Below are 19,538 nucleotides of genomic sequence, written 5' to 3'. Positions count from 1 at the left end.
GCCGTGTCCTCACGTGAACTGGTGGTCCTCGGCACCGCCAGCCAGGTCCCGACCCGGCACCGCAACCACAACGGCTACCTCCTGCGGTGGGACGGCCAGGGCCTGCTGTTCGACCCCGGCGAGGGCACCCAGCGCCAGATGCTGCGCGCCGGTGTCGCCGCGCACGACCTGAACCGCCTGTGCGTCACCCACTTCCACGGTGACCACTCGCTCGGGCTCGCCGGAGTCATCCAGCGCATCAACCTCGACCGCGTCCCGCACGAGATCACCGCGCACTACCCGCGCTCCGGCAAACGGTTCTTCGACCGGCTGCGGTACGCGACGGCGTACCGGGAGACCGTGCCGATCTCGGAGGTCCCCGTCGAGGGGGAGGGCGCCGTGCTGGCCACCACCCCCGCGTACACCCTCGACGCGCGCAAGCTCTCCCACCCCGTGGAGTCCTACGGCTACCGGCTCGTCGAACCCGACGGGCGCCGCATGCTGCCCGAGCGGCTCGCCGAGCACGGCGTCAAGGGGCCGGACATCGGGCGGATCCAGCGGGAGGGCACCCTCGGTGGTGTGTCGCTGGACGACGTGAGCGAGCTGCGGCGCGGACAGCGGTTCGCGTTCATCATGGACACCCGGCTGTGCGACGGGGTGTACGCCCTCGCGGACGGCGTCGACATGCTCGTCATCGAGTCCACCTTCCTCAACGAGGACATCGAACTCGCCGTGGAACACGGCCATCTGACCGCCGGTCAGGCGGCCTCCGTGGCCCGCGACTGCGGCGTACGGCACCTCGTGCTGACCCACTTCAGCCAGCGCTACACGGAGCCGGACGAGTTCGAACGGCAGGCGCGGGCCGCCGGGTTCGAGGGGGAGCTGAGCGTGGCGCACGACCTGATGAGGGTGGCGCTGCCGAAACGGCGGTGACGGCCGTGTGGATCCGAAATCGCGGCATGCCGGACGTACCATGCTTCGATGTCCCTCCCCAAAGCTGAACTGCACCTGCACATCGAAGGAACCCTGGAGCCGGAGCTGGCGTTCGAGCTGGCCGCGCGGAACGGGATGACCCTGCCGTACGCCGACACGGACGCGCTCCGCGAGGCGTACCGGTTCGAGGACCTCCAGTCGTTCCTGAACCTGTACTACGAGCTGATGGCCGTGCTCCGCACCGAGCGGGACTTCGCGGACCTCGCCGACGCCTATCTCACCCGGGCGGCGGCGCAGGGCGTGCGGCACGTGGAGATGTTCTTCGACCCGCAGGCCCACACCGCCCGTGGGGTGGCCATGGGCACCGTCGTCGAGGGGCTGTGGCGGGCGCTGGAGAAGAGCGAGGAGACCCACGGGATCTCCACCCGGCTCATCATGTGCTTCCTGCGCGACGAGTCCGCCGCCTCCGCCATGGAGACCCTTCGGGCCGCCCGGCCGTACCTCGACCGGATCACCGGCATCGGGCTCGACTCGGCCGAGGTCGGACACCCGCCGGTCAAGTTCCGCGAGGTGTACGAGGCCGCTGCCCAGCTCGGGCTGCGGCGGGTCGCGCACGCGGGCGAGGAGGGGCCGCCGGAGTACATCACCGAGGCCCTCGACGTGCTCGGTGTCGAGCGGGTCGACCACGGGCTGCGCTGCATGGAGGACCCGGCCCTCGTCGAGCGGCTCGTGCGCGAGCGGATCCCGCTCACGCTGTGTCCGCTGTCCAACGTCCGGCTGCGGGCCGTCGACACCCTCGCGGACCACCCGCTGCCCGCCATGCTCGACGCGGGACTGCTCTGCACGGTCAACTCCGACGACCCCTCCTACTTCGGCGGCTACGTCGGCGACAACTTCGACGCCGTGCACCGCACCCTCGGTCTGAGCGAGGAGCGGCTGCGCGAGCTGGCCCGCAACTCCTTCACCGCCTCCTTCCTGGAGGACGACGAGGAGCGGCGGGCCCGGTATCTCGCCGAGGTCGACGCGTACGAGTTCTGACACGGGCACCGTTCACCCGCGGCCCGTGCTCAGGCCGCCGGGCGGTACTCCGGCCGCTCCGTGGCCGCCCGGTCCCGGTAGCGGGCGTGCTCGGTCGTGGCGGTCGTGGTGCGCAGGGCCACGGCCGTCATGGGGGCGGCGATCAGGAGCAGGCCCACGGCCAGGATCGCGCCCATCGCCGGGAAACCGGCGTGCGCGGAGAGCAGACTGCCGGTGAGGGGGCCGGCGGCCGTGCCGAGCGAGGACGCGGAGCCGACGAGGACGGCCCAGCGGCCGCGCGGGTCGAGCGAGGCGGCGAGTCCGATCAGGTACGACAGCACGACCGGGTAGAGCACGTTCCAGGCGATCTCGCCCGTGGCGAAGGTGGTGAGGTCGGTCGCCGAGGCGCTCAGCGCGATACAGCCCGCGATGAGCGCGGTGCCGCCGCCGATGGGCAGCGCCCGGCCCAGCCGCGCGCCCAGCGCGCCCGCGCCGATCACCCCGAGCAGGCCCGCGCCGAGGGCCGCCGCGAAGACCGCGCCGACGGTGACCTCGGTGAGCCCGGCCTGGGTGGTGCCGATGCGGCCGCTCACGCCCCACAGGGAGTTCTGCGCGAGGGACCACAGCAGGAGGGTCGCGGCGAGGACCATCCCCGAGCGGCGGTGGGGGAGCGGGCCGCGTTCCCCGCCGGTGGGGGCGGTGGCCACGGCGGTGGTGAGGCGACCGGTCGCCGGCAGGGTGAGCAGGGCCGTGACGGCGAGGGCGGCGAGCGGCACGCCGTGGCCGGGGCCCAGGTGGGGGATCGTCAGATAGAGCGCGCCTGCCAGCGCCGAGACGCCCAGCAGGCCCGTCGTGGACACCCGGTGGGGGTCGCGCTGCGCGGCGATGCCGGCGGCGGCCACGGCGGTCGCCGTGCCCGAGCCGAAGCCGCCGAGGACCGCTCCCGCGACGACCGCGGGGAGGCTGGTGGTGAGGGCGGCGGAGCCGTAGCCGACGGCCGCGAGCAGCAGGCCGGTGCGGGCGAGGCGGCGGGGGCCGAACCGCTCCACCTGCGCGGCGAGTGTGAAGCCGGCTGTGGCCGAGCCGAGCAGCAGGGCGCTGCCGACGGCGCCGGCCTCGGTGGCGGTGAGGGGGAGGGCCGCGTCGAGTCGGCCGACGGTGGTCGGCAGGAGGTACGCGGCGAGGTACCCGGCCGTGAAAAGGGCGACGAGGGGCCAGGGCAGGGTGGGGGTGCGGGGGGACACGGGCGTTCCTGGACGTGCGAGGGTGCGGCTCCGGACCCCGACGACCGCGGCCCGGCAAGGGAATTGAGCGGCTGTCGACGGACAGGGACGCGCGGAGAATTTGTATCAAGGCCGCGGAGCACGGAAGAAACGCAAAGCGCGTGATGTGAGTCACGTTGCGTTTGGGGCGTGTGCGGCGGGGTAGTCGCACGCACCGCGGTCGCGCGGAGAGGATGTCAACTGCCCTGTCGCGCTGGGGGGTTCACTTCAGGCCGCAGGGCAGTTCACGTCACGCCGAGCGGCGGAAGCCGATGGTGGGGACCGCGCGGCGCAGCGGCCAGGGGGCCACGGGCCCCTCGGGGAGGAAGTCCTCCAGGAAGGCGTAGCGGCGGAGGGCGGCGGGGTCCTGGACGTCGAGGGACCGCACCCGGCGCCACCACGCGGCGATCTCGGACCAGCCGGGCGCCGACAGCGAACCGCCGAACTCCTGGACCGAGAGGGCGGCGGTCAGTCCCGCGAAGGCCAGCCGGTCCGCCAGGGGCCAGTCCGCGAGGGTGCCGGTGACGAAACCGGCCACGAACACATCACCGGCGCCCGTGGGGTCGAGGGCCTCCACCGCGATCGCCGGCACCTCCGCCGTCTCGCCGGTACGGCCGTCCACCGCGTACGCGCCCTTCGCGCCGAGCGTCACCACCGCCACCGGGACGTGCTCCGTGAGGGCGCGGGCGGCGGCGCGGGGGCAGTCGGCGCGGGTGTACCGCATCGCCTCCTCCGCGTTCGGCAGGAACGCCTCGCAGTGGGCGAGGTCGGGCAGCCCCGCCAGATCCCAGGCGCCGGTCTCGTCCCAGCCGACATCCGCGAAGATCCGGGTGCCCTTGCGCGCGGCCTGCGCGATCCAGGGGGCGCGCACGCCGGGCGCGAGGGAGGCGACGGCGGCGCGCGCATACGGCGGGCACTCCGGCGCGGACTCCTCCGCGGGGGCGGCGTGGCCGTGCGAGACCATCGTGCGTTCGCCCTCGTACGCCATGGAGACGGTGACCGGGGAGTGCCAGCCGGGGACGGTGCGGGAGGTGGACAGGTCGATGCCCTCGCCCTGCTCCAGGGCGTCCCAGCAGTACTCGCCGTAGTGGTCGTCGCCGAAGGCCGCGGCGAGGGAGGTCCGCAGGCCGAGCCGGGCCAGCGCCGTGGCCATGTTCGCCACGCCGCCCGGGCTTGACCCCATGCCGCGGGCCCAGGACTCGGTGCCGCGGACCGGCGCGGAGTCGAGGCCGGTGAAGATGATGTCCAGGAAGACGGTGCCGGTCAGATACACGTCCCAGGGCGGGTCGTCCGGGGTCCTCAGGGCCGACAGCGGGTCGGTCTGGGGCCGGTGGTGTGGACGCTCCCCTTTGAACGCGGTCACGGTGTGCTCCCTGGCGGTGGTGCGTGGATCTGGCCAGTCTGCACCAAAACGCTCCGCTGGGTGGGGTGGGGCGTGTGAGCGGGTGGGGGCGCGCGCTTTGTGGGTGGGTGCGGGTGGTGTGTGGTTGCTCGCGCAGTTCCTCGCGCCCCTTCGTGGGCGGGGGGTTCATCGTCGTCCTTTGATCGCCCAGGCCCGGGCGGTCAGGGTGATCGAGCCGTTCGGTCGGGTGGGGACGGTGCTGGTGAGCGCGTCGCGCAGGCGGTCACGGGTGGGTGGGGTGAGCGTCGTGACGTAGCCGGGGGCGGGACCCTGGCCGGTGAGGAACGGCTGCCAGAAGTCCGCGAAGCCGGTGAAGACCGTGGGCACCTCGATCGGGGTGACCGTCACCTCGGTCAGCCCCGCCTCCGTCCACAGCGCGCGCAGGGGGGCCGGGCGGCAGACCGGGAAGCGGTGGCCCTCGTCCAGCGGGGCGGCCGACGGGTCCAGCGCGACGGCGGCGTCCCAGAACCGCCGCAGGAACTCCATGCCCTCCGCGTAGTCCCACACGTACGCCGCGACCAGGCCGCCGGGCCGCACCAGCCGGGCCCACGCGGCCACCGCCGCGCCGGGCGCGGGGAGGAAGTTGAGCGCCAGCCCGCTGACCACCGCGTCGAACGCCCCCTCGCGCACCGGCGGCGCCACCGCGTCGGCCACCACGAAGCGCGCGGGCGCGGGCGCGGCGGCACGGGCCGAGGCCACGAACCCGGCGGACCGGTCCAGCCCCACCACGATGCGCGGCCGGCGGTGGGCCGCCACCGTCGCGGTCAGCGCGCCGGTACCGCACCCCACGTCCAGCCACCGCGCACCGTCCGGGAGGCCGAGCCACGCCGTGAACCGCTCCGCGACCGGACGGCTCCACCGGCCCATGTACCGCTCGTAGGCGTCACCGGCCGCCCACACGTCGCCACGCTTGTCGTCCATGGCCCCCACGATGGCTCCGCCAGGCCCGCGACGACCGCGGACACGCGGTCCTCCGGCGCCCGTCAGCAGGCGGTCGGGCCGTTCACCAGCGGGGCACCGACGGGGTGCTCCAGGCCGGGTCCGCCACCCGCATCGCCGCCTCGTCGTCACGGTCGTGGAGGGAGCCGTCGTCGGCCAGCCACCGCTCGTGGAGGAGGGCCAGCCGGGCGCGGTCCAGCTCGACGCCCAGGCCCGGCGCGTCGGACACCCGTACGGAGCCGTTCTCGAAGGTGACGCGCTCGGTGAGGACGTCCTCGGACTGCCAGGGGTAGTGCGAGTCGCACGCGTGGTGGAGGTTCGGCACCGTGGACGCCACATGGGTCATCGCGGCGAGACTGATGCCGAGGTGGGTGTTGGAGTGCATGGAGACGCCGACGCCGAAGGCACGGCAGATCGCGGCCAGCTCACGGGTGTTGCGCAGGCCGCCCCAGTAGTGGTGGTCCGACAGGACGACCTGGACGGCGTCCTTCGTGAACGCCTCCTTGATCTCGGCGAAGGTCGTCACGCACATGTTGGTGGCGAGCGGCACCGGCGTGCGCGCCGCGACCTCGGCCATCGCGGGCGTGCCCAGCGCCGGGTCCTCCAGGTATTCGAGGACGTCGGCCAGGGCGTCCGCGACCCGCACGGAGGTCTCCACGGACCAGGCCCCGTTGGGGTCGAGCCGCAGCGGACGGCCGGGGAACGCCTCCGCGAGGGCGCGGACCGCGGCGATCTCCTCGTCCGGCGGGAAGACACCGCCCTTGAGCTTGAAGGACGTGAAGCCGTAGCGCTCGGTGAACCTCCGGGCCTGCTCCACCACCCCGGCCGGGTCGAGGGCCGCGCCCCAGTCGTCCTTCTCGCAGGTGACGCCCTCCGGATGGTCGGCCCACTTGTAGAACAGGTACGCGCTGTACTCGACCCTGTCCCGCACCTTGCCGCCGAGCAGCGTGTGCACGGGCAGGTCCAGCGCCTTGCCGAGGGCGTCCAGGCAGGCCACCTCGAACGCGGAGACGACCGAGAGCCGCAGCTTGTCGGCGGTCTGCACGCCGCGCAGGCCGCCCACGTCCACCTGGCCGGAGGTCCGTGAGGCGTCGACGGCGACCTCGTCGGCGACGCCGAACAGCCCGTTCAGGTCGTCGACCGAGCGGCCCACCAGCCGCGTCGCGAACGGCCGCGCCAGCTCCAGGTACTTCGTGTCGCCGTACGTCTCGCCGACGCCCGTGGTCCCGTCGGCGGTCACGACCTCCACGATCAGCCGGGGCGTGTACGGCTGGTGCACGCCCTGGGTGTTCAGCAGCGGCGGGTCGGCGACCAGGATCGGGGTCAGCCGGACCTCGGCGACGGTCAGATCACGGACGGCGGTCACAGGGCGGCTCCTACGGCGGGGGCGGCGGGTGCGGTGCCGTCGGGCGCCGCATCGGTGGGGGCGGCGGGTGTCGTGGCGGCGAGGTCCGCGGCGAGGGCGAGGCCGGCGGCCAGCAGCCGCTCCAGGTCGGCGAGGTCGGCGGCCGAGGGGTCGGTCAGCGGGGCGCGGACCGGGCCGACGGGGCGGCCGCGCAGCCGGGCGGCCGCCTTCACCAGCGACACCGCGTACCCGGGCCGCCGGTCCCGCAGCTCGACGAGGGGGACGTAGAACGCACGCAGCAGCCTCTCCACCGCCGGGTCGTCGCCGCGCCGCAACGCGCCGAAGAACGCCCCGGCGATCTCGGGCGCGAAGGCGTGGACGGCGGAGGAGTACGCCGGGACACCGACCGTGGCGTACGCGCGGGCCTGCACCTCGGCGGTCGCGGCGCCGTTGAAGAAGAGGAAGCCCTCGGGGGCGGCGAGGGTGAGGCGCTGGAGCCGGTCGAGGTCGCTGTGCCCGTCCTTCAGGCCGACGACGTTCGGGACGCGGGCGATCCGGCGGAGCGAGCCGGCGGTGAAGGAGACCTGGTCGCGCTGGTAGACGACGAGCGGCAGCCGGGTCCGCGCGGCGATCTGCTCCACCTGCCCGACCAGCCCGTCCTGCGGTGCGGCCACCAGGTAGTGCGGCAGCACCAGCAGCGCGTCGGCGCCGGCCTCCTCGGCGATCCGCGCGAACCGCACGGCCTGCGCCCACCCGTAGCCGATCCCGGCCACCACCGGCACCCGCCCGGCCGTCACCTCCACGGCGGCGGTCACGACCTGCCGGTACTCGTCCTCGTCCAGGGAGAAGAACTCGCCCGTGCCGCAGGCGGGGAAGACCGCGCCGGGGCCGGTCGCGACCTGCCCGTCGAGGTACGCGGCGAAGCCGTCGAGGTCGAGGGGGCCGTCGGCGCGGAAGCTGGTGAGCGGGAACGACAGCACGCCGTTCGCCATGCCGTCGCGCAGCCGCCGGACCGTGGCCGTGCGGAGGTCCGAGTCGAGGCCCACCTGAACGTCATCTCCCTATGTAGACGTCCTCCACGTATGAGGATGGAGGTTAGATAGGTGAATGACAGGCGTCAATGGGCGGGAACGGGCCGCTTACGATCGGCGCATGGCGGAGACAGAGGGCGCGGCGGGCGTCCGTGAGGTGAAATCGGCCGCGCGTACCCTCGACCTGCTGGAGCTGCTGGCCGCGCGCGGCGACCGGCCGGCCCGGCTCCAGGAACTGGCGGACGCGCTGGGGGTCCCGCGCAGCTCGATGTACGCGCTGCTCCAGACGCTGATCGGCCGGGGCTGGGTCCGGACGGACACCACCGGCTCCCTCTACGGCATCGGCATCCGCGCGCTGCTCACCGGCACCGGCTACCTCGACTCCGACCCGCGCGTCCGCGCCGTACGGCCGTACCTCGACGAGGCGTCCGAGGCGCTCGGCGAGACCATCCACCTCGCCCGCCTCGACGGCATGGACGTGGCCTACCTGGCCACCCGCGAGTCCCACGAGTACCTCCGCACGATCAGCCGCGTCGGCCGCCGCCTCCCCGCCCACGCCGGCGCCCTCGGCAAGGCCCTCCTCGCCGAGCGCCCCGACGAGACGCTGCCCGAGGGCCCGTACGAGGCGCTCACCCCCCGCACCCGCACCACCCGCGCCGCCCTCGTCGCCGACCTCGCCGCCACCCGCGCCCGCGGCCACTCCGTCGACCGGGAGGAGGGCGTCCCCGGCATCGTCGGCTTCGGCTTCGCCCTGCGCTACGACACCCCGGCGCGGGACGCCATCAGCTGTTCGGTGCCGACCACCCGTCTGACCCCGGTCCACGAGGAACGCATCGTGCGGGTGATGACGGAGATCAGAGCCCGGATCGAGGCCGCGACCGGGAGCACGGCGGGCGCCCCGCTCTGGCGCTGAGCCACCGGGCCCCCGAGCGCTCATCCGCACCATCGAAAACTCCTACGGCGTTGTCGGTGCCCCGGCGTACCCTTGAATCGCAAGCGCAGCCCCCGCACAGGGCCTGCGAGCCGTTACAAGGAGGACGTGCGGCCCCAGAGCCGGCCCATGACTCAGACACCCACAGCTCACACCCCCGCGCAGGGCAAGGCGAGAGCGCAGTTCACCGTCCCCGCGGCGCACCCCATGGTGACCGTGCTGGGTTCCGGCGACTCCCTCCTGCGCGTGATCGAGAAGGCCTTCCCGGCGGTCGACATCCACGTCCGGGGCAATGAGATCAGCGCGGTCGGCGACGCCCCGGAAGTCGCTCTCGTCCAGCGCCTGTTCGACGAGATGATGCTGGTGCTCCGCACCGGACAGCCGATGACGGAGGACGCAGTGGAACGCTCGATCGCCATGCTGAGAGCGAGTGAGAACGGCAAGGGCGACGGCCAGGAGACCCCGGCCGAGGTGCTCACGCAGAACATCCTGTCCTCGCGCGGCCGCACCATCCGCCCCAAGACGCTCAACCAGAAGCGGTACGTCGACGCCATCGACAAGCACACCGTCGTCTTCGGCATCGGCCCCGCCGGCACCGGCAAGACCTACCTGGCGATGGCCAAGGCCGTACAGGCCCTGCAGTCCAAGCAGGTCAACCGCATCATCCTGACCCGCCCCGCCGTCGAGGCCGGCGAGCGGCTCGGCTTCCTGCCGGGCACCCTCTACGAGAAGATCGACCCCTATCTGCGCCCGCTGTACGACGCGCTGCACGACATGCTCGACCCCGACTCGATCCCGCGGCTCATGGCCGCCGGGACCATCGAGGTCGCGCCCCTGGCGTACATGCGCGGCCGCACGCTCAACGACGCCTTCATCATCCTCGACGAGGCACAGAACACCTCGCCCGAGCAGATGAAGATGTTCCTCACCCGCCTCGGCTTCGACTCGAAGATCGTGATCACGGGTGACGTGACGCAGGTCGACCTGCCGGACGGCACGAAGTCCGGTTTGCGCCAGGTCCAGGACATCCTGGACGGCGTCGAGGACGTGCACTTCTCCCGGCTGTCGTCGCAGGATGTCGTCCGGCACAAGCTCGTCGGCCGTATCGTCGACGCGTACGAGCAGTACGACAGCCAGCACGGCACCCAGAACGGCTCTCACAAGAGCCGCGGCAGGGCCGGGCACAAGGGGAAGTAGACAAGCACAGCGCCATGTCGATCGACGTCAACAACGAGTCCGGAACCGAGGTCGACGAGCAGGCGATCCTCGACATCGCCCGCTACGCACTCGCGCGGATGCGCATCCACCCGCTCTCCGAACTGTCGGTGATCGTCGTGGACGCCGACGCCATGGAGCAGCTGCACATCCAGTGGATGGACCTGCCCGGCCCGACGGATGTCATGTCCTTTCCCATGGACGAGCTGCGTCCGCCGTCGAAGGACGACGACGAGCCGCCGCAGGGCCTCCTCGGGGACATCGTGCTGTGCCCCGAGGTCGCCGAGAAGCAGGGCAAGGAAGCGGCCACGCAGCACTCCATGGACGAGGAGCTCCAGCTCCTGACCGTCCACGGAGTGCTGCACCTCCTCGGTTACGACCACGAGGAGCCCGACGAGAAGGCCGAGATGTTCGGTCTGCAGGCGGCCATCGTGGACGGCTGGCGCGCGGAGAAGGGCCTCACCGGCCCGTCCCCGGCCCCGACCGTGTCATGAGCGCATCCCTCGTCAGCGGTGCCGTCGCCCTGGTCGTCGTCGCCTGGCTCGCCGCCTGCGCGGAGGCGGGCCTCGCGCGCGTCTCCAGCTTCCGGGCCGAGGAGGCCGTACGGTCCGGGCGGCGCGGCAGCGCCAAGCTCGCCCAGGTCACGGCCGACCCGACCCGCTATCTGAACGTCGCGCTCCTGGTGCGCGTGGCCTGCGAGATGGCCGCCGCGGCCCTCGTCACGTACGCGTGCCTGCGGGAGTTCGACGCGACCTGGGAGGCGCTGGCCGTCGCCATCGGCGTCATGGTCCTCGTCTCCTATGTCGCCGTCGGCGTCTCCCCGCGCACCATCGGCCGCCAGCACCCCCTGAACACGGCCACGGCCGCGGCGTACGTGCTGCTGCCGCTGGCCCGGATCATGGGCCCCGTCCCGGCGCTGCTGATCCTCATCGGCAACGCGCTCACCCCCGGCAAGGGCTTCCGCCGCGGCCCGTTCGCCTCCGAGGCGGAGCTGCGCGCACTGGTCGACCTCGCCGAGCAGGAGTCGCTGATCGAGGCCGAGGAGCGCCGCATGGTGCACTCGGTCTTCGAACTCGGCGACACCCTCGTCCGCGAGGTGATGGTCCCGCGCACCGACCTCGTCGTCATCGAGCGGTACAAGACGATCCGCCAGGCGCTCACCCTCGCCCTGCGGTCCGGCTTCTCCCGCATCCCCGTCACCGGGGAGAGCGAGGACGACATCGTCGGCGTGGTCTACCTCAAGGACATGGCCCGCCGGACGCACATCAACCGCGACGCCGAGAACGAACTGGTCTCCACCGCCATGCGCCCCGCGGTCTTCGTCCCCGACACCAAGAACGCCGGCGACCTGCTCCGCGAGATGCAGCAGGAACGCAACCACGTCGCCGTCGTCATCGACGAGTACGGCGGCACCGCCGGCATCGTCACCATCGAGGACATCCTGGAGGAGATCGTCGGCGAGATCACCGACGAGTACGACCGGGAGCTGCCCCCGGTGGAGGAGCTCGGCGACGACCGCCACCGGGTCACGGCCCGCCTCGACATCACCGACCTCGGCGAGCTGTACGGCCTCGACGCCTACGACGACGAGGACGTGGAGACCGTCGGCGGTCTCCTCGCCAAGGCGCTGGGCCGGGTGCCCATCGCCGGTGCCTCCTCGGTCGTGGAACTGCCCGACGGGCGGGAACTGCGGCTCACCGCGGAGGCCGCCGCCGGCCGGCGGAACAAGATCGTCACGGTGCTGGTGGAGCCGATCGGCCCGGTCGAGCCGCCACTGGAGGAGACGAAGACGGAATGACCCCCGACGAACTGCGCGCCTTCTGCCTGTCGTTCGACGAGGCCGTGGAGGACTTCCCGTTCCGTCCGGAGATCTCCGTCTTCAAGGTCCTCGGCAAGATGTTCGCGCTGAGCTGGACGGAGCAGCGGCCCCTGAAGGTCAACCTCAAGTGCGACCCCGAGGACGCGGTCCGGCTGCGCGGTGAACACCCCGGCCTGATCGCCCCCGGCTACCACATGAACAAGCGCCACTGGAACACGGTGACGGTCGACGGCGATCTCCCGGACGCCGTTGTCCGGGAGCTCATCGAGGACTCGTACGACCTGGTCGTGGCCGGGCTACCGCGAGCCGAGCGGCTGCGCCTCGACCGCCCCTGACGCGCCGCGCCGCACGCGCAGGCCCACCGCGACCAGGACCGCCGCCGCCAGGACGATCGCCGTGTCCAGGGCGAGGACCAGGTGGACCCCGGCGAGCAGGTCGCCCGAGGTGGTGGCGAGGACGCCGAGGAGCGGGATGCCGACGGTGATGCCGACCTGCTGGGTGGAGGTGACCAGGCCGGTGGCGAGGCCCTGTTCGTGGTCGGGGACACCGGAGGTCACGGTCAGGCCGTAGGAGATGATCGCGCCCAGGTGGCACATGCTCGCCAGGGACACCGCGGTCACCGCGAGCCACACCGACCAGCCGGCCTCGCCGGTCCCCAGCAGGGCGGCGGTCAGCAGGCCCTGGCCTGCGAGGGAGACGACCAGGGTGCGGCGGGCGCCGAAGCGGCCGATGACCCGGGGGGCGTACGTGCCGGCCACCGCCGACAGCACCCCCTGGGTGCCGAAGACCAGGCCCGTCTCGAACGCCGACAGCCGCAGGGTCTCCTGGAGGTAGAGCGTCAGGACGAAGACCACCGTCGACATCATCGAGAAGGTGACGAGACCGCCCAGGTTGCCCCACGCCACCGTCCGGCGCCGCAGCATCGGCAGGGACACCAGCGGCTCCTTCGCACGGGACTCGACGCGGACGAAGGCCACCAGCAGGGCGAGCCCCACGACGAGCGTGCCGATCACGTCGGCGCCGCCGAAGCCGCGCTCCGCCGCCGTGGACAGGGCGTAGATGACGGCCAGCAGACCACCGGTGACCGTGATCGCGCCGGGCACGTCCAGCCGCGGGCGCTCCGGGGTGCGGGACTCGGGCAGCAGACCGGGGGCCAGCGGCAGCACCAGCAGCGCGAAGACGGCGAGCAGACCCATCGTGGAGCGCCAGCCGAGCGCGTCGGTCATCACCCCGCCGGCCACCATCCCGAAGGTGAAGCCCAGCGACAGCACGGTGCCCGAGACACCGAGGGCGCGGTCACGGGCCGGCCCCTCCGGGAACGTGGTCGTCAGCAGCGACATGCCCGTCGGCACGATCGCCGCCGCGCCGAGACCCTGGAGCGCGCGGCCCGCCAGGAACGACGCCGGGTCCCAGGCGAACGTCGCCAGCACCGAGGCCGCGCCGAACAGGGCCAGTCCGGCGAGGAACAGCCGGCGGCGGCCGTACAGGTCACCGACCCGGCCGAAGAGGAGCAGGAAGCCGCCCGAGGGCAGCGCGAACGCCGTCACCGCCCACTGGAGCGCCGACGGGCTCATGCCGAGGTCCGGGCCGAGGAGGGGCAGCGCCACGTTCAGGACGGAGAAGTCGAGCGCGACCATGAACTGGGCGGCGCACAGGACGAACAGGACGAGACGGTCGCGTGGGGACAGGGTGGTGCGTCCGCCGGGGGCGGCGGCCGGGGACTTGGTGTCGATTGCCATGGGAAGACAGTGCGGTGGCCGGAATAGCCGTGGGGAGCGGGCAGTTGTCCTGGTGGTGGCACCACCACCCGTCGGCCGGCGGCGGGGCGGGTGCCGGCATGCCGTCGAACCGGGGGAGTACGACACGTGGCAGCGGTCGCGGGGACCGCGGCGGGCAGGACGCACCGCCGCACCGAACTGCGTGAGTTCCTGATGAGCAGGCGGGCCCGGGTCTCCCCGGCCGACGCCGGGCTGCCCGACGGCGGGCCCCGGCGCCGTACGCCCGGTCTGCGCCGTGAGGAGGTCGCCGTCCTCGCGGGCGTGGGCGCCTCCTGGTACCAGTGGCTGGAGCAGGGGCGGGACATCTCCGTCTCCCCGCAGGTCCTGGACGCCGTCGCCCGGGTGCTGCGGCTCAGCGGCGCCGAACGGCGGCACCTGTACCTCCTCGCCGGGCTCAACCCGCCCGTCCCCGAGCCGGAGCCCGAGCGCCGCGACATGTGCGACGGTCTGCGGCGCATGCTGGACGCGTGGATGCCGTACCCGGCGCACATCATGGACCGGTACTACAACAGCGTCCTCCACAACGACGCGGCCGCCCTCGTCCTCGGGATGCGGCCGGGTGTCACCCAGAACTGCCTGATGGACTTCTTCACCGACCCGATGTACCGCTCCCGGTCCCGGAGTTGGGAGGCGAACGCCTGCTCGGTCGTCGCCCAGTTCCGGGCGGCGTGCTCGGCGACGCCCGACGACGAGGGGCTGCGGGAGCTGCTGGCCCGGGTCATGGCGGCGAGCCCCGAGTTCGCGGCCCTGTGGGAGCGGCGGGACATCGAGGACGCCGGGCAGATCCGCAAGGAGCTCGACCATCCGGTGCTCGGGCTGCTCTGTCTGGAGTCCAGTGTGATGAAGATGCCGGCCCGCCCCGATCTGACCATCGTGCTCCACACCCCGCTGGACGAGGCGGACACCGCGGCCAAGCTGGAGCGGCTGGTCTCGCCGAAGGGCAGGCGCGGGGCCCTGTACCCGGTGGCGGGGTGAGCGCGGGTGCCGGCCGCGCGGCTACGTATGCTCGGATCATGACCGACAGCAGCGCGCTCGACCCCGAGGACCGCAAGATCGTCACCCTGGCCCGTTCCGCGCGGGCCCGCAACGGCGTGCCCGAGGGCGCGGCCGTACGCGACGAGACGGGCCGGACGTACGTCGCCGGAACCGTCGCCCTGGACTCGCTGCGGCTCAGCGCGCTGCGCACCGCGGTCGCGATGGCGGTGGCCTCCGGTGCGAAGTCCCTGGAGGCGGCGGCCGTGGTGAGCGACTCCGACGCCGTCTCCGACGAGGACCGCGCGGCCGTGCGCGACCTCGGCGGCGCGGGGACCCCGGTGCTGCTGGCCGGTCCTGACGGCACGGTACGGGCGACGGTGACGGCGGGCTGAGCCCCGCCGGGGCCGTCCCCACTCTAGTGTTACGGCCGGTAACAGTTGTCCGGGCCGGCGCGAGTTCCACGCGCGGGCGAGTGGACAGCCGCTTCCGGCCGTCGACATCCCGCGCGGGACGGGACCAAACGCCCGCGCGTGCGCCCCTCCCGCGGTGGTTGAGCATGCAACCGACGTAAGGCTTCGGCCACTTTGTCGACCGTGGGTGCGATCGGCAGAGCTTCTCTTGCAATCTCAGGCGCCGCGCGTCTCAATGGAGCCGTTCCTATGGCGGACCGTCAGATTCCGCCGCGCGGCCGCGCGTTGTTCCGCCCCCACATGGCAATGCCCGTACCGGGCCGTACGGGGCTGTCCCCAAGCCCCGTGCGACTCCCGTGCAAGGGAAGGGAAATCGCTCGATGAGACGCATACGACTCGGAGTCGGCGCGGCGTTCGCCGCGGGGACGCTCGCCGTCACCGGCCTCGCTCTCGCCCCCAGCGCCGCCGCCGTCACCCCGCAGTCCGCGACGATCAACGCCAGCTGTGCGATCGGCGGCTCCGGCGCCGCCACGCTCACGGCCACCCAGGACGGCACGTCCGCCACCGTGACCCTCTCCTCCTCGGAGATCACCGCACCGATCGCCTTCGCCGAGGACTCCATCCAGTCCACGCTCACCTTCGTGAAGGCGGGCGGCGGCACCACCTCCTTCACCGGCACCGAGAACCCGGCGCTGGCCGCCGGCGACGGCATGGTCGTCGGTCCGCTCACCGGCACCGTCGCCCCCGGCGACAGCCTGGAGGCGTACGGCGGCTCCCTGCGGATGGTCGTCTTCGGCTTCCCCGTGAACTGCACGGCGAGCGGGCCGCAGTCGCCCGGCCCGTTCGTGTTCGACTGAGCCGAGCGCCCATGAGTGAGGGGTGGAGCGACCCGCGGGCCGCACCACCCCTCATGTCGGTTCCGTCGCCTCAGAGCGCGTCGGGACCCCGCTCACCCGTCCGCACCCGTACGACCGTCTCCACCGGCAGCGCCCACACCTTGCCGTCGCCGATCTTGCCGGTCTGCGCGGCCTTCACGATCGCCTCGATCACGGCCTCGGAGTCCGCGTCGTCGACGACGACCTCGATGCGCACCTTGGGGACCAGGTCGACCTGGTACTCGGCGCCGCGGTAGACCTCGGTGTGGCCGCGCTGCCGCCCGTACCCGCTGGCCTCGCTGACGGTCAGACCGTTCACGCCCATCTCCTGGAGGGCGGTCTTGACCTCGTCGAGGCGGTACGGCTTGACGATCGCGGTGATGAGCTTCATGCCTTAAGCCCTGGCCTTCTGCGTGGAGGAAGTGGACGGGACGGACGCGGTGACCGGGGCACCGTGGCCCAGGACGCCGTGATCGTATGCCGTCTCGGCGTGGACCGTAAGGTCGAGGCCGGTGTGTTCGTGCTCCTCGTCCGCGCGGAAGCCCAGCAGCCTGTCGATCAGCTTGCCGACGCCGTACGTCACGAGGAACGCGTACACCCCGACGGCGACCACGGCCACCAGCTGCCTGCCCAACTGGCCGAGCCCACCGCCGTGGAGCAGGCCCTCGGGACCGCCGGTCATCGACTCGACGGCGAAGACACCGATGAGCACCGTGCCGATGATCCCGCCGACCAGATGGACCCCGACGACGTCGAGGGAGTCGTCGTAGTTCAGCCTGAACTTCCAGCTCACCGCGTAACTGCACACGACACCGGCGGCGAGGCCGACGACCAGCGCGCCGAGCAGCGACACCGAGCCGCAGGACGGGGTGATCGCGACGAGACCCGCGACGGCGCCGGAGGCCGCGCCCAGCGTCGTCGGGTGGCCGTCGCGCCGCTGCTCCACGAACAGCCAGCCCAGCAGACCGGTGCAGCCGGCGGCGAGGGTGTTGAGGAACACGGCGGCGGCCATACCGTTCGCGCCGAGGGCGGAGCCGGCGTTGAAGCCGAACCAGCCGAACCACAGCAGACCCGCGCCCAGCACGACCATCGGCAGGTTGTGCGGGCGCATGGCGTCTTTCTTGAAGCCCAGGCGGGGACCGAGGACCAGGCACAGCGCGAGGCCCGAGGCGCCGGAGGTGATCTCCACCGGCAGACCGCCCGCATAGTCCAGGGCGCCGAGGTCGCTCACGATCCAGCCGCCCGGACCCCACACCCAGTGGGTGACCGGAACGTATACGAGCAGCGCCCACACCGGGACGAAGACCAGCCACGCCCCGAACTTCGCCCGGTCCGCGACGGCGCCGCTGATGAGGGCGGCCGTGATGATCGCGAAGGTCAGCTGGAAGGTGGCGAACAGCAGGGTGGGCACGGTGCCCTGGACGCTGTCCGGCCCGAGGCCGGCCATGCCGAGGTGGTCGAGGTTCCCGATGAGGCCGCCGAACGCGTCGTCGCCGAACGCGAGCGTGTACCCGGCCGCCAGCCACACCACGGTGACCAGGGCGATCGACACGAAGCTCATCATCAGCATGTTGAGGACGCTCTTCGTCCTGACCATGCCGCCGTAGAAGAGGGCCAGGCCCGGGGTCATCAGCAGTACGAGCGCGGTGGCGGCGAGCAGCCAGGCGGTGTCGCCGGTGTCGATGCCTTTCGCGGCCAGGGGCGCGGCGAGGGGCGCGGCCAGGGTCACGGTCGTCACGGCCTTTCTCCAGCGGATACGGGTGCGGGGCTCGTCAGAGATTCACCGCCCCTCGTTTCCGGTCGCGTACGGGTGTGTTTCCGTGACGTTTCATTGCGTGAGGGTTTCCGAAAGCTCACCGGAGACGTCCGGTACGGGGCGGCTCCGGGGATCAGGGAGAATGGGCGCCATGAGCGTTCGTACCCAGTCATCCGAGCAGCCGGCCGAGGCCGCCCACCGTGCCGGTTTCGCCTGCTTCGTGGGCCGCCCCAACGCGGGCAAGTCCACCCTCACGAACGCTCTGGTCGGCCAGAAGGTGGCGATCACGGCGAACCAGCCGCAGACGACGCGGCACACGGTCCGCGGCATCGTGCACCGGCCGGACGCCCAGCTGATCCTGGTCGACACCCCGGGCCTCCACAAGCCGCGCACGCTGCTGGGGGAGCGCCTCAACGACGTCGTGCGCACCACGTGGGCCGAGGTCGACGTGATCGGCTTCTGCCTCCCGGCGAACGAGAAGCTCGGCCCCGGTGACCGGTTCATCGCCAAGGAGCTGGCGTCCATCAAGAAGACGCCGAAGATCGCGATCGTCACCAAGACCGACCTCGTGGAGGGGCCGCGGCTCGCCGAGCAGCTCATCGCGATCGACCAGCTCGGCAAGGAGCTGGGCTTCGAGTGGGCCGAGATCGTCCCGGTGTCGGCCGTCGGCGACAAGCAGGTGGACCTGCTCGCCGACCTGATCGTCCCCCTCCTGCCGGAGGGCCCGGCCCTCTACCCCGAGGGCGACCTCACCGACGAGCCCGAGCAGGTCATGATCGCCGAGCTCATCCGGGAGGCCGCGCTGGAGGGCGTCCGCGACGAGCTGCCGCACTCCATCGCCGTCGTCGTCGAGGAGATGCTGCCCCGCGAGGGCCGCCCCGCCGACAAGCCCCTCCTCGACATCCACGCCTTCGTCTACATCGAGCGGCCCAGCCAGAAGGGCATCATCATCGGCCCCAAGGGCAAGCGTCTGAAGGACGTCGGCATCAAGTCCCGCAAGCAGATCGAGGCGCTGCTGGGCACCCCGGTCTTCCTCGACCTCCATGTGAAGGTCGCCAAGGACTGGCAGCGGGACCCCAAGCAGCTGCGCCGCCTCGGCTTCTGACCCACCCGCCCGTCAGTCCAGGGCGAACGGGTTCCTCGACGTCGGCAGACGCTGTGGGTTCGGCCTGCGGGTCGACGGAGGTCGCCTGCCTCACCACCGCCCGGAACCCGTCGAAGGCCAGCAGGTCCTCGCTGCGCGTGTACGTCAGCCGGGTGCCCTGGCCGGGCCGGCGGTCGTACCGCACCACCCCGAGCAGCAGGGCCCCGCCGTCCGCGAAGACGGCCGCGCCCGACATCCCGGACCACGAGGTGGTGCGCGCGGCGGTCGTACCGTCCAGGCCCGACAGGTCCGCCCGGAGGGGGCCCGCGTCGTCGAGGATCTCGTGGGGCGGGCCGGCGTGCGGGCGCACCCGGCCGATCAGCACCTCCCGGTCCCGGCGGCCGGCCGCGGTCCGCTGCTGGCGGGGGAAGCCCAGGGCGGCGACCGGGATCTCCGTGCCGACGGTGACGCACCGGCCCCAGCGCTGCGGGCGGCGGCCGAAGGCCCCGCGCAGCGTGCTCGGCGGAGACCACCGCCCGTCGTCGGCGGGGATCTCCAGCAGCGCGGCGTCCACGGTCTCCCCGTCGTCCCGCCGCCACCGCACCACCACCGGGAACCGCTCCGCCCCGCCCGGCAGGGACACCGTGATCGCGCCGTCCGCCTCCGGGGCCACCACATGCGCGGCGGTCAGCACCAGCCGGGGCGCGACGAGATAGCCGCTGCCGAAGCCCGCGCCGGCGCGGACCTGGACGACCTGCGTCTCCTCCACTGTGCGGCCCCCGCGTGC

General features: G+C 72.7%; 20 protein-coding genes. 11 read left to right on the top strand and 9 right to left on the bottom strand.

The window, feature by feature from the left end:
- Window positions 1-3: 3 nt before the first annotated feature.
- Together ACZ4Z3_RS01035 and ACZ4Z3_RS01030 are read left to right on the top strand one after the other, a co-directional pair.
- Window positions 4-912 carry a ribonuclease Z gene (locus tag ACZ4Z3_RS01035; protein WP_468499057.1) on the top strand — a complete coding sequence of 303 codons (909 nt, stop codon included), beginning with the start codon at window positions 4-6 and terminating at the stop codon, window positions 910-912.
- A 48-nt stretch (window positions 913-960) separates the two neighbouring features.
- On the top strand, window positions 961-1,950 hold the full coding sequence (locus ACZ4Z3_RS01030; protein WP_468499056.1) for an adenosine deaminase: 990 nt from the start codon (window positions 961-963) through the stop codon (window positions 1,948-1,950).
- Between the two features lie 29 nt (window positions 1,951-1,979).
- On the opposite strand, the gene ACZ4Z3_RS01025 is transcribed toward ACZ4Z3_RS01030, so the two are convergent.
- The 5 genes from ACZ4Z3_RS01025 to ACZ4Z3_RS01005 form a co-directional block, all read right to left on the bottom strand.
- Entirely contained in the window at window positions 1,980-3,173 is a 1,194-nt protein-coding gene (locus ACZ4Z3_RS01025; protein ID WP_468499055.1) for an MFS transporter, read from the bottom strand.
- A 268-nt stretch (window positions 3,174-3,441) separates the two neighbouring features.
- Window positions 3,442-4,554, bottom strand: coding sequence for a carbohydrate kinase family protein (locus ACZ4Z3_RS01020; RefSeq protein WP_468499054.1), 1,113 nt, complete (start codon window positions 4,552-4,554; stop codon window positions 3,442-3,444).
- 165 nt (window positions 4,555-4,719) lie between these two features.
- On the bottom strand, window positions 4,720-5,514 hold the full coding sequence (locus ACZ4Z3_RS01015) for a class I SAM-dependent methyltransferase (RefSeq protein ID WP_468499053.1): 795 nt from the start codon (window positions 5,512-5,514) through the stop codon (window positions 4,720-4,722).
- Between the two features lie 82 nt (window positions 5,515-5,596).
- On the bottom strand, window positions 5,597-6,898 hold the full coding sequence (locus tag ACZ4Z3_RS01010) for a glucarate dehydratase family protein (RefSeq protein ID WP_468499052.1): 1,302 nt from the start codon (window positions 6,896-6,898) through the stop codon (window positions 5,597-5,599).
- Entirely contained in the window at window positions 6,895-7,923 is a 1,029-nt protein-coding gene (locus tag ACZ4Z3_RS01005; RefSeq protein WP_468499051.1) for a 5-dehydro-4-deoxyglucarate dehydratase, read from the bottom strand. The genes ACZ4Z3_RS01010 and ACZ4Z3_RS01005 overlap by 4 nt, the downstream gene beginning before the upstream one ends.
- 106 nt (window positions 7,924-8,029) lie before the next feature.
- Here ACZ4Z3_RS01005 and ACZ4Z3_RS01000 point away from each other — a divergent pair, with 106 nt between their 5' ends.
- From ACZ4Z3_RS01000 to ACZ4Z3_RS00980, 5 genes are all read left to right on the top strand, one after another.
- Entirely contained in the window at window positions 8,030-8,821 is a 792-nt protein-coding gene (locus tag ACZ4Z3_RS01000) for an IclR family transcriptional regulator (RefSeq protein ID WP_468499050.1), read from the top strand.
- Window positions 8,822-8,968: 147 nt separating this feature from the next.
- On the top strand, window positions 8,969-10,036 hold the full coding sequence (locus ACZ4Z3_RS00995; RefSeq protein ID WP_468499049.1) for a PhoH family protein: 1,068 nt from the start codon (window positions 8,969-8,971) through the stop codon (window positions 10,034-10,036).
- Between the two features lie 14 nt (window positions 10,037-10,050).
- Window positions 10,051-10,548 carry an rRNA maturation RNase YbeY gene (ybeY, locus tag ACZ4Z3_RS00990; protein ID WP_055516287.1) on the top strand — a complete coding sequence of 166 codons (498 nt, stop codon included), beginning with the start codon at window positions 10,051-10,053 and terminating at the stop codon, window positions 10,546-10,548.
- Window positions 10,545-11,852, top strand: a complete 1,308-nt coding sequence (locus ACZ4Z3_RS00985) for a hemolysin family protein (protein WP_468499048.1) — start codon at window positions 10,545-10,547, stop codon at window positions 11,850-11,852. The genes ybeY and ACZ4Z3_RS00985 overlap by 4 nt, the downstream gene beginning before the upstream one ends.
- On the top strand, window positions 11,849-12,208 hold the full coding sequence (locus tag ACZ4Z3_RS00980; RefSeq protein ID WP_055539465.1) for an MmcQ/YjbR family DNA-binding protein: 360 nt from the start codon (window positions 11,849-11,851) through the stop codon (window positions 12,206-12,208). The genes ACZ4Z3_RS00985 and ACZ4Z3_RS00980 overlap by 4 nt, the downstream gene beginning before the upstream one ends.
- On the opposite strand, the gene ACZ4Z3_RS00975 is transcribed toward ACZ4Z3_RS00980, so the two are convergent.
- On the bottom strand, window positions 12,170-13,612 hold the full coding sequence (locus ACZ4Z3_RS00975) for an MFS transporter (protein WP_468499047.1): 1,443 nt from the start codon (window positions 13,610-13,612) through the stop codon (window positions 12,170-12,172). The genes ACZ4Z3_RS00980 and ACZ4Z3_RS00975 overlap by 39 nt on opposite strands.
- A gap of 192 nt (window positions 13,613-13,804) precedes the next feature.
- Here ACZ4Z3_RS00975 and ACZ4Z3_RS00970 point away from each other — a divergent pair, with 192 nt between their 5' ends.
- From ACZ4Z3_RS00970 to ACZ4Z3_RS00960, 3 genes are all read left to right on the top strand, one after another.
- Window positions 13,805-14,626 (top strand): helix-turn-helix transcriptional regulator, encoded by an 822-nt coding sequence (locus ACZ4Z3_RS00970; protein WP_468499508.1) that lies wholly within the window; start codon window positions 13,805-13,807, stop codon window positions 14,624-14,626.
- Window positions 14,627-14,664: 38 nt separating this feature from the next.
- Window positions 14,665-15,018, top strand: coding sequence for a cytidine/deoxycytidylate deaminase family protein (locus ACZ4Z3_RS00965; protein ID WP_055539463.1), 354 nt, complete (start codon window positions 14,665-14,667; stop codon window positions 15,016-15,018).
- A 398-nt stretch (window positions 15,019-15,416) separates the two neighbouring features.
- Window positions 15,417-15,893 (top strand): hypothetical protein, encoded by a 477-nt coding sequence (locus ACZ4Z3_RS00960; RefSeq protein ID WP_468499046.1) that lies wholly within the window; start codon window positions 15,417-15,419, stop codon window positions 15,891-15,893.
- Between the two features lie 70 nt (window positions 15,894-15,963).
- On the opposite strand, the gene ACZ4Z3_RS00955 is transcribed toward ACZ4Z3_RS00960, so the two are convergent.
- Complete coding sequence (locus ACZ4Z3_RS00955; protein ID WP_055539461.1) at window positions 15,964-16,302, bottom strand: P-II family nitrogen regulator; 339 nt, start codon at window positions 16,300-16,302, stop codon at window positions 15,964-15,966.
- A 3-nt stretch (window positions 16,303-16,305) separates the two neighbouring features.
- Window positions 16,306-17,640 (bottom strand): ammonium transporter, encoded by a 1,335-nt coding sequence (locus ACZ4Z3_RS00950; RefSeq protein ID WP_468499507.1) that lies wholly within the window; start codon window positions 17,638-17,640, stop codon window positions 16,306-16,308.
- A 169-nt stretch (window positions 17,641-17,809) separates the two neighbouring features.
- Between ACZ4Z3_RS00950 and era the strand changes: the two genes are divergently transcribed.
- The gene (gene era / locus ACZ4Z3_RS00945) at window positions 17,810-18,772 is read left to right on the top strand and encodes a GTPase Era (protein ID WP_468499045.1); all 963 of its coding nucleotides are present in this window, start codon (window positions 17,810-17,812) and stop codon (window positions 18,770-18,772) included.
- Here the strand turns inward: era and ACZ4Z3_RS00940 are convergent.
- A complete protein-coding gene (locus tag ACZ4Z3_RS00940; RefSeq protein WP_468499044.1) occupies window positions 18,654-19,520 on the bottom strand; it encodes a S1 family peptidase in 867 nt (288 codons plus the stop codon). The genes era and ACZ4Z3_RS00940 overlap by 119 nt on opposite strands.
- Window positions 19,521-19,538: the final 18 nt, after the last annotated feature.

Source organism: Streptomyces sp. NPDC030296 (assembly GCF_055572815.1).
The sequence above is the reverse complement of the archived record's forward strand: the minus strand, read 5'-3'. Positions and strand labels throughout refer to the sequence as shown.

Excerpts from the sequence above, each read along its gene's own strand:
- ACZ4Z3_RS00955 (WP_055539461.1), bottom strand. The coding sequence starts at position 16,302 with ATGAAGCTCATCACCGCGATCGTCAAGCCGTACCGCCTCGACGAGGTC.
- ACZ4Z3_RS00965 (WP_055539463.1), top strand. The coding sequence starts at position 14,665 with ATGACCGACAGCAGCGCGCTCGACCCCGAGGACCGCAAGATCGTCACC.
- ACZ4Z3_RS01015 (WP_468499053.1), bottom strand. The coding sequence starts at position 5,514 with ATGGACGACAAGCGTGGCGACGTGTGGGCGGCCGGTGACGCCTACGAG.
- ACZ4Z3_RS00970 (WP_468499508.1), top strand. The coding sequence starts at position 13,805 with ATGAGCAGGCGGGCCCGGGTCTCCCCGGCCGACGCCGGGCTGCCCGAC.
- ACZ4Z3_RS00995 (WP_468499049.1), top strand. The coding sequence starts at position 8,969 with ATGACTCAGACACCCACAGCTCACACCCCCGCGCAGGGCAAGGCGAGA.
- ACZ4Z3_RS00985 (WP_468499048.1), top strand. The coding sequence starts at position 10,545 with ATGAGCGCATCCCTCGTCAGCGGTGCCGTCGCCCTGGTCGTCGTCGCC.
- era (WP_468499045.1), top strand. The coding sequence starts at position 17,810 with ATGGGCGCCATGAGCGTTCGTACCCAGTCATCCGAGCAGCCGGCCGAG.
- ACZ4Z3_RS01000 (WP_468499050.1), top strand. The coding sequence starts at position 8,030 with ATGGCGGAGACAGAGGGCGCGGCGGGCGTCCGTGAGGTGAAATCGGCC.
- ACZ4Z3_RS00960 (WP_468499046.1), top strand. The coding sequence starts at position 15,417 with ATGAGACGCATACGACTCGGAGTCGGCGCGGCGTTCGCCGCGGGGACG.
- ACZ4Z3_RS00980 (WP_055539465.1), top strand. The coding sequence starts at position 11,849 with ATGACCCCCGACGAACTGCGCGCCTTCTGCCTGTCGTTCGACGAGGCC.
- ACZ4Z3_RS01030 (WP_468499056.1), top strand. The coding sequence starts at position 961 with ATGTCCCTCCCCAAAGCTGAACTGCACCTGCACATCGAAGGAACCCTG.
- ybeY (WP_055516287.1), top strand. The coding sequence starts at position 10,051 with ATGTCGATCGACGTCAACAACGAGTCCGGAACCGAGGTCGACGAGCAG.
- ACZ4Z3_RS00975 (WP_468499047.1), bottom strand. The coding sequence starts at position 13,612 with ATGGCAATCGACACCAAGTCCCCGGCCGCCGCCCCCGGCGGACGCACC.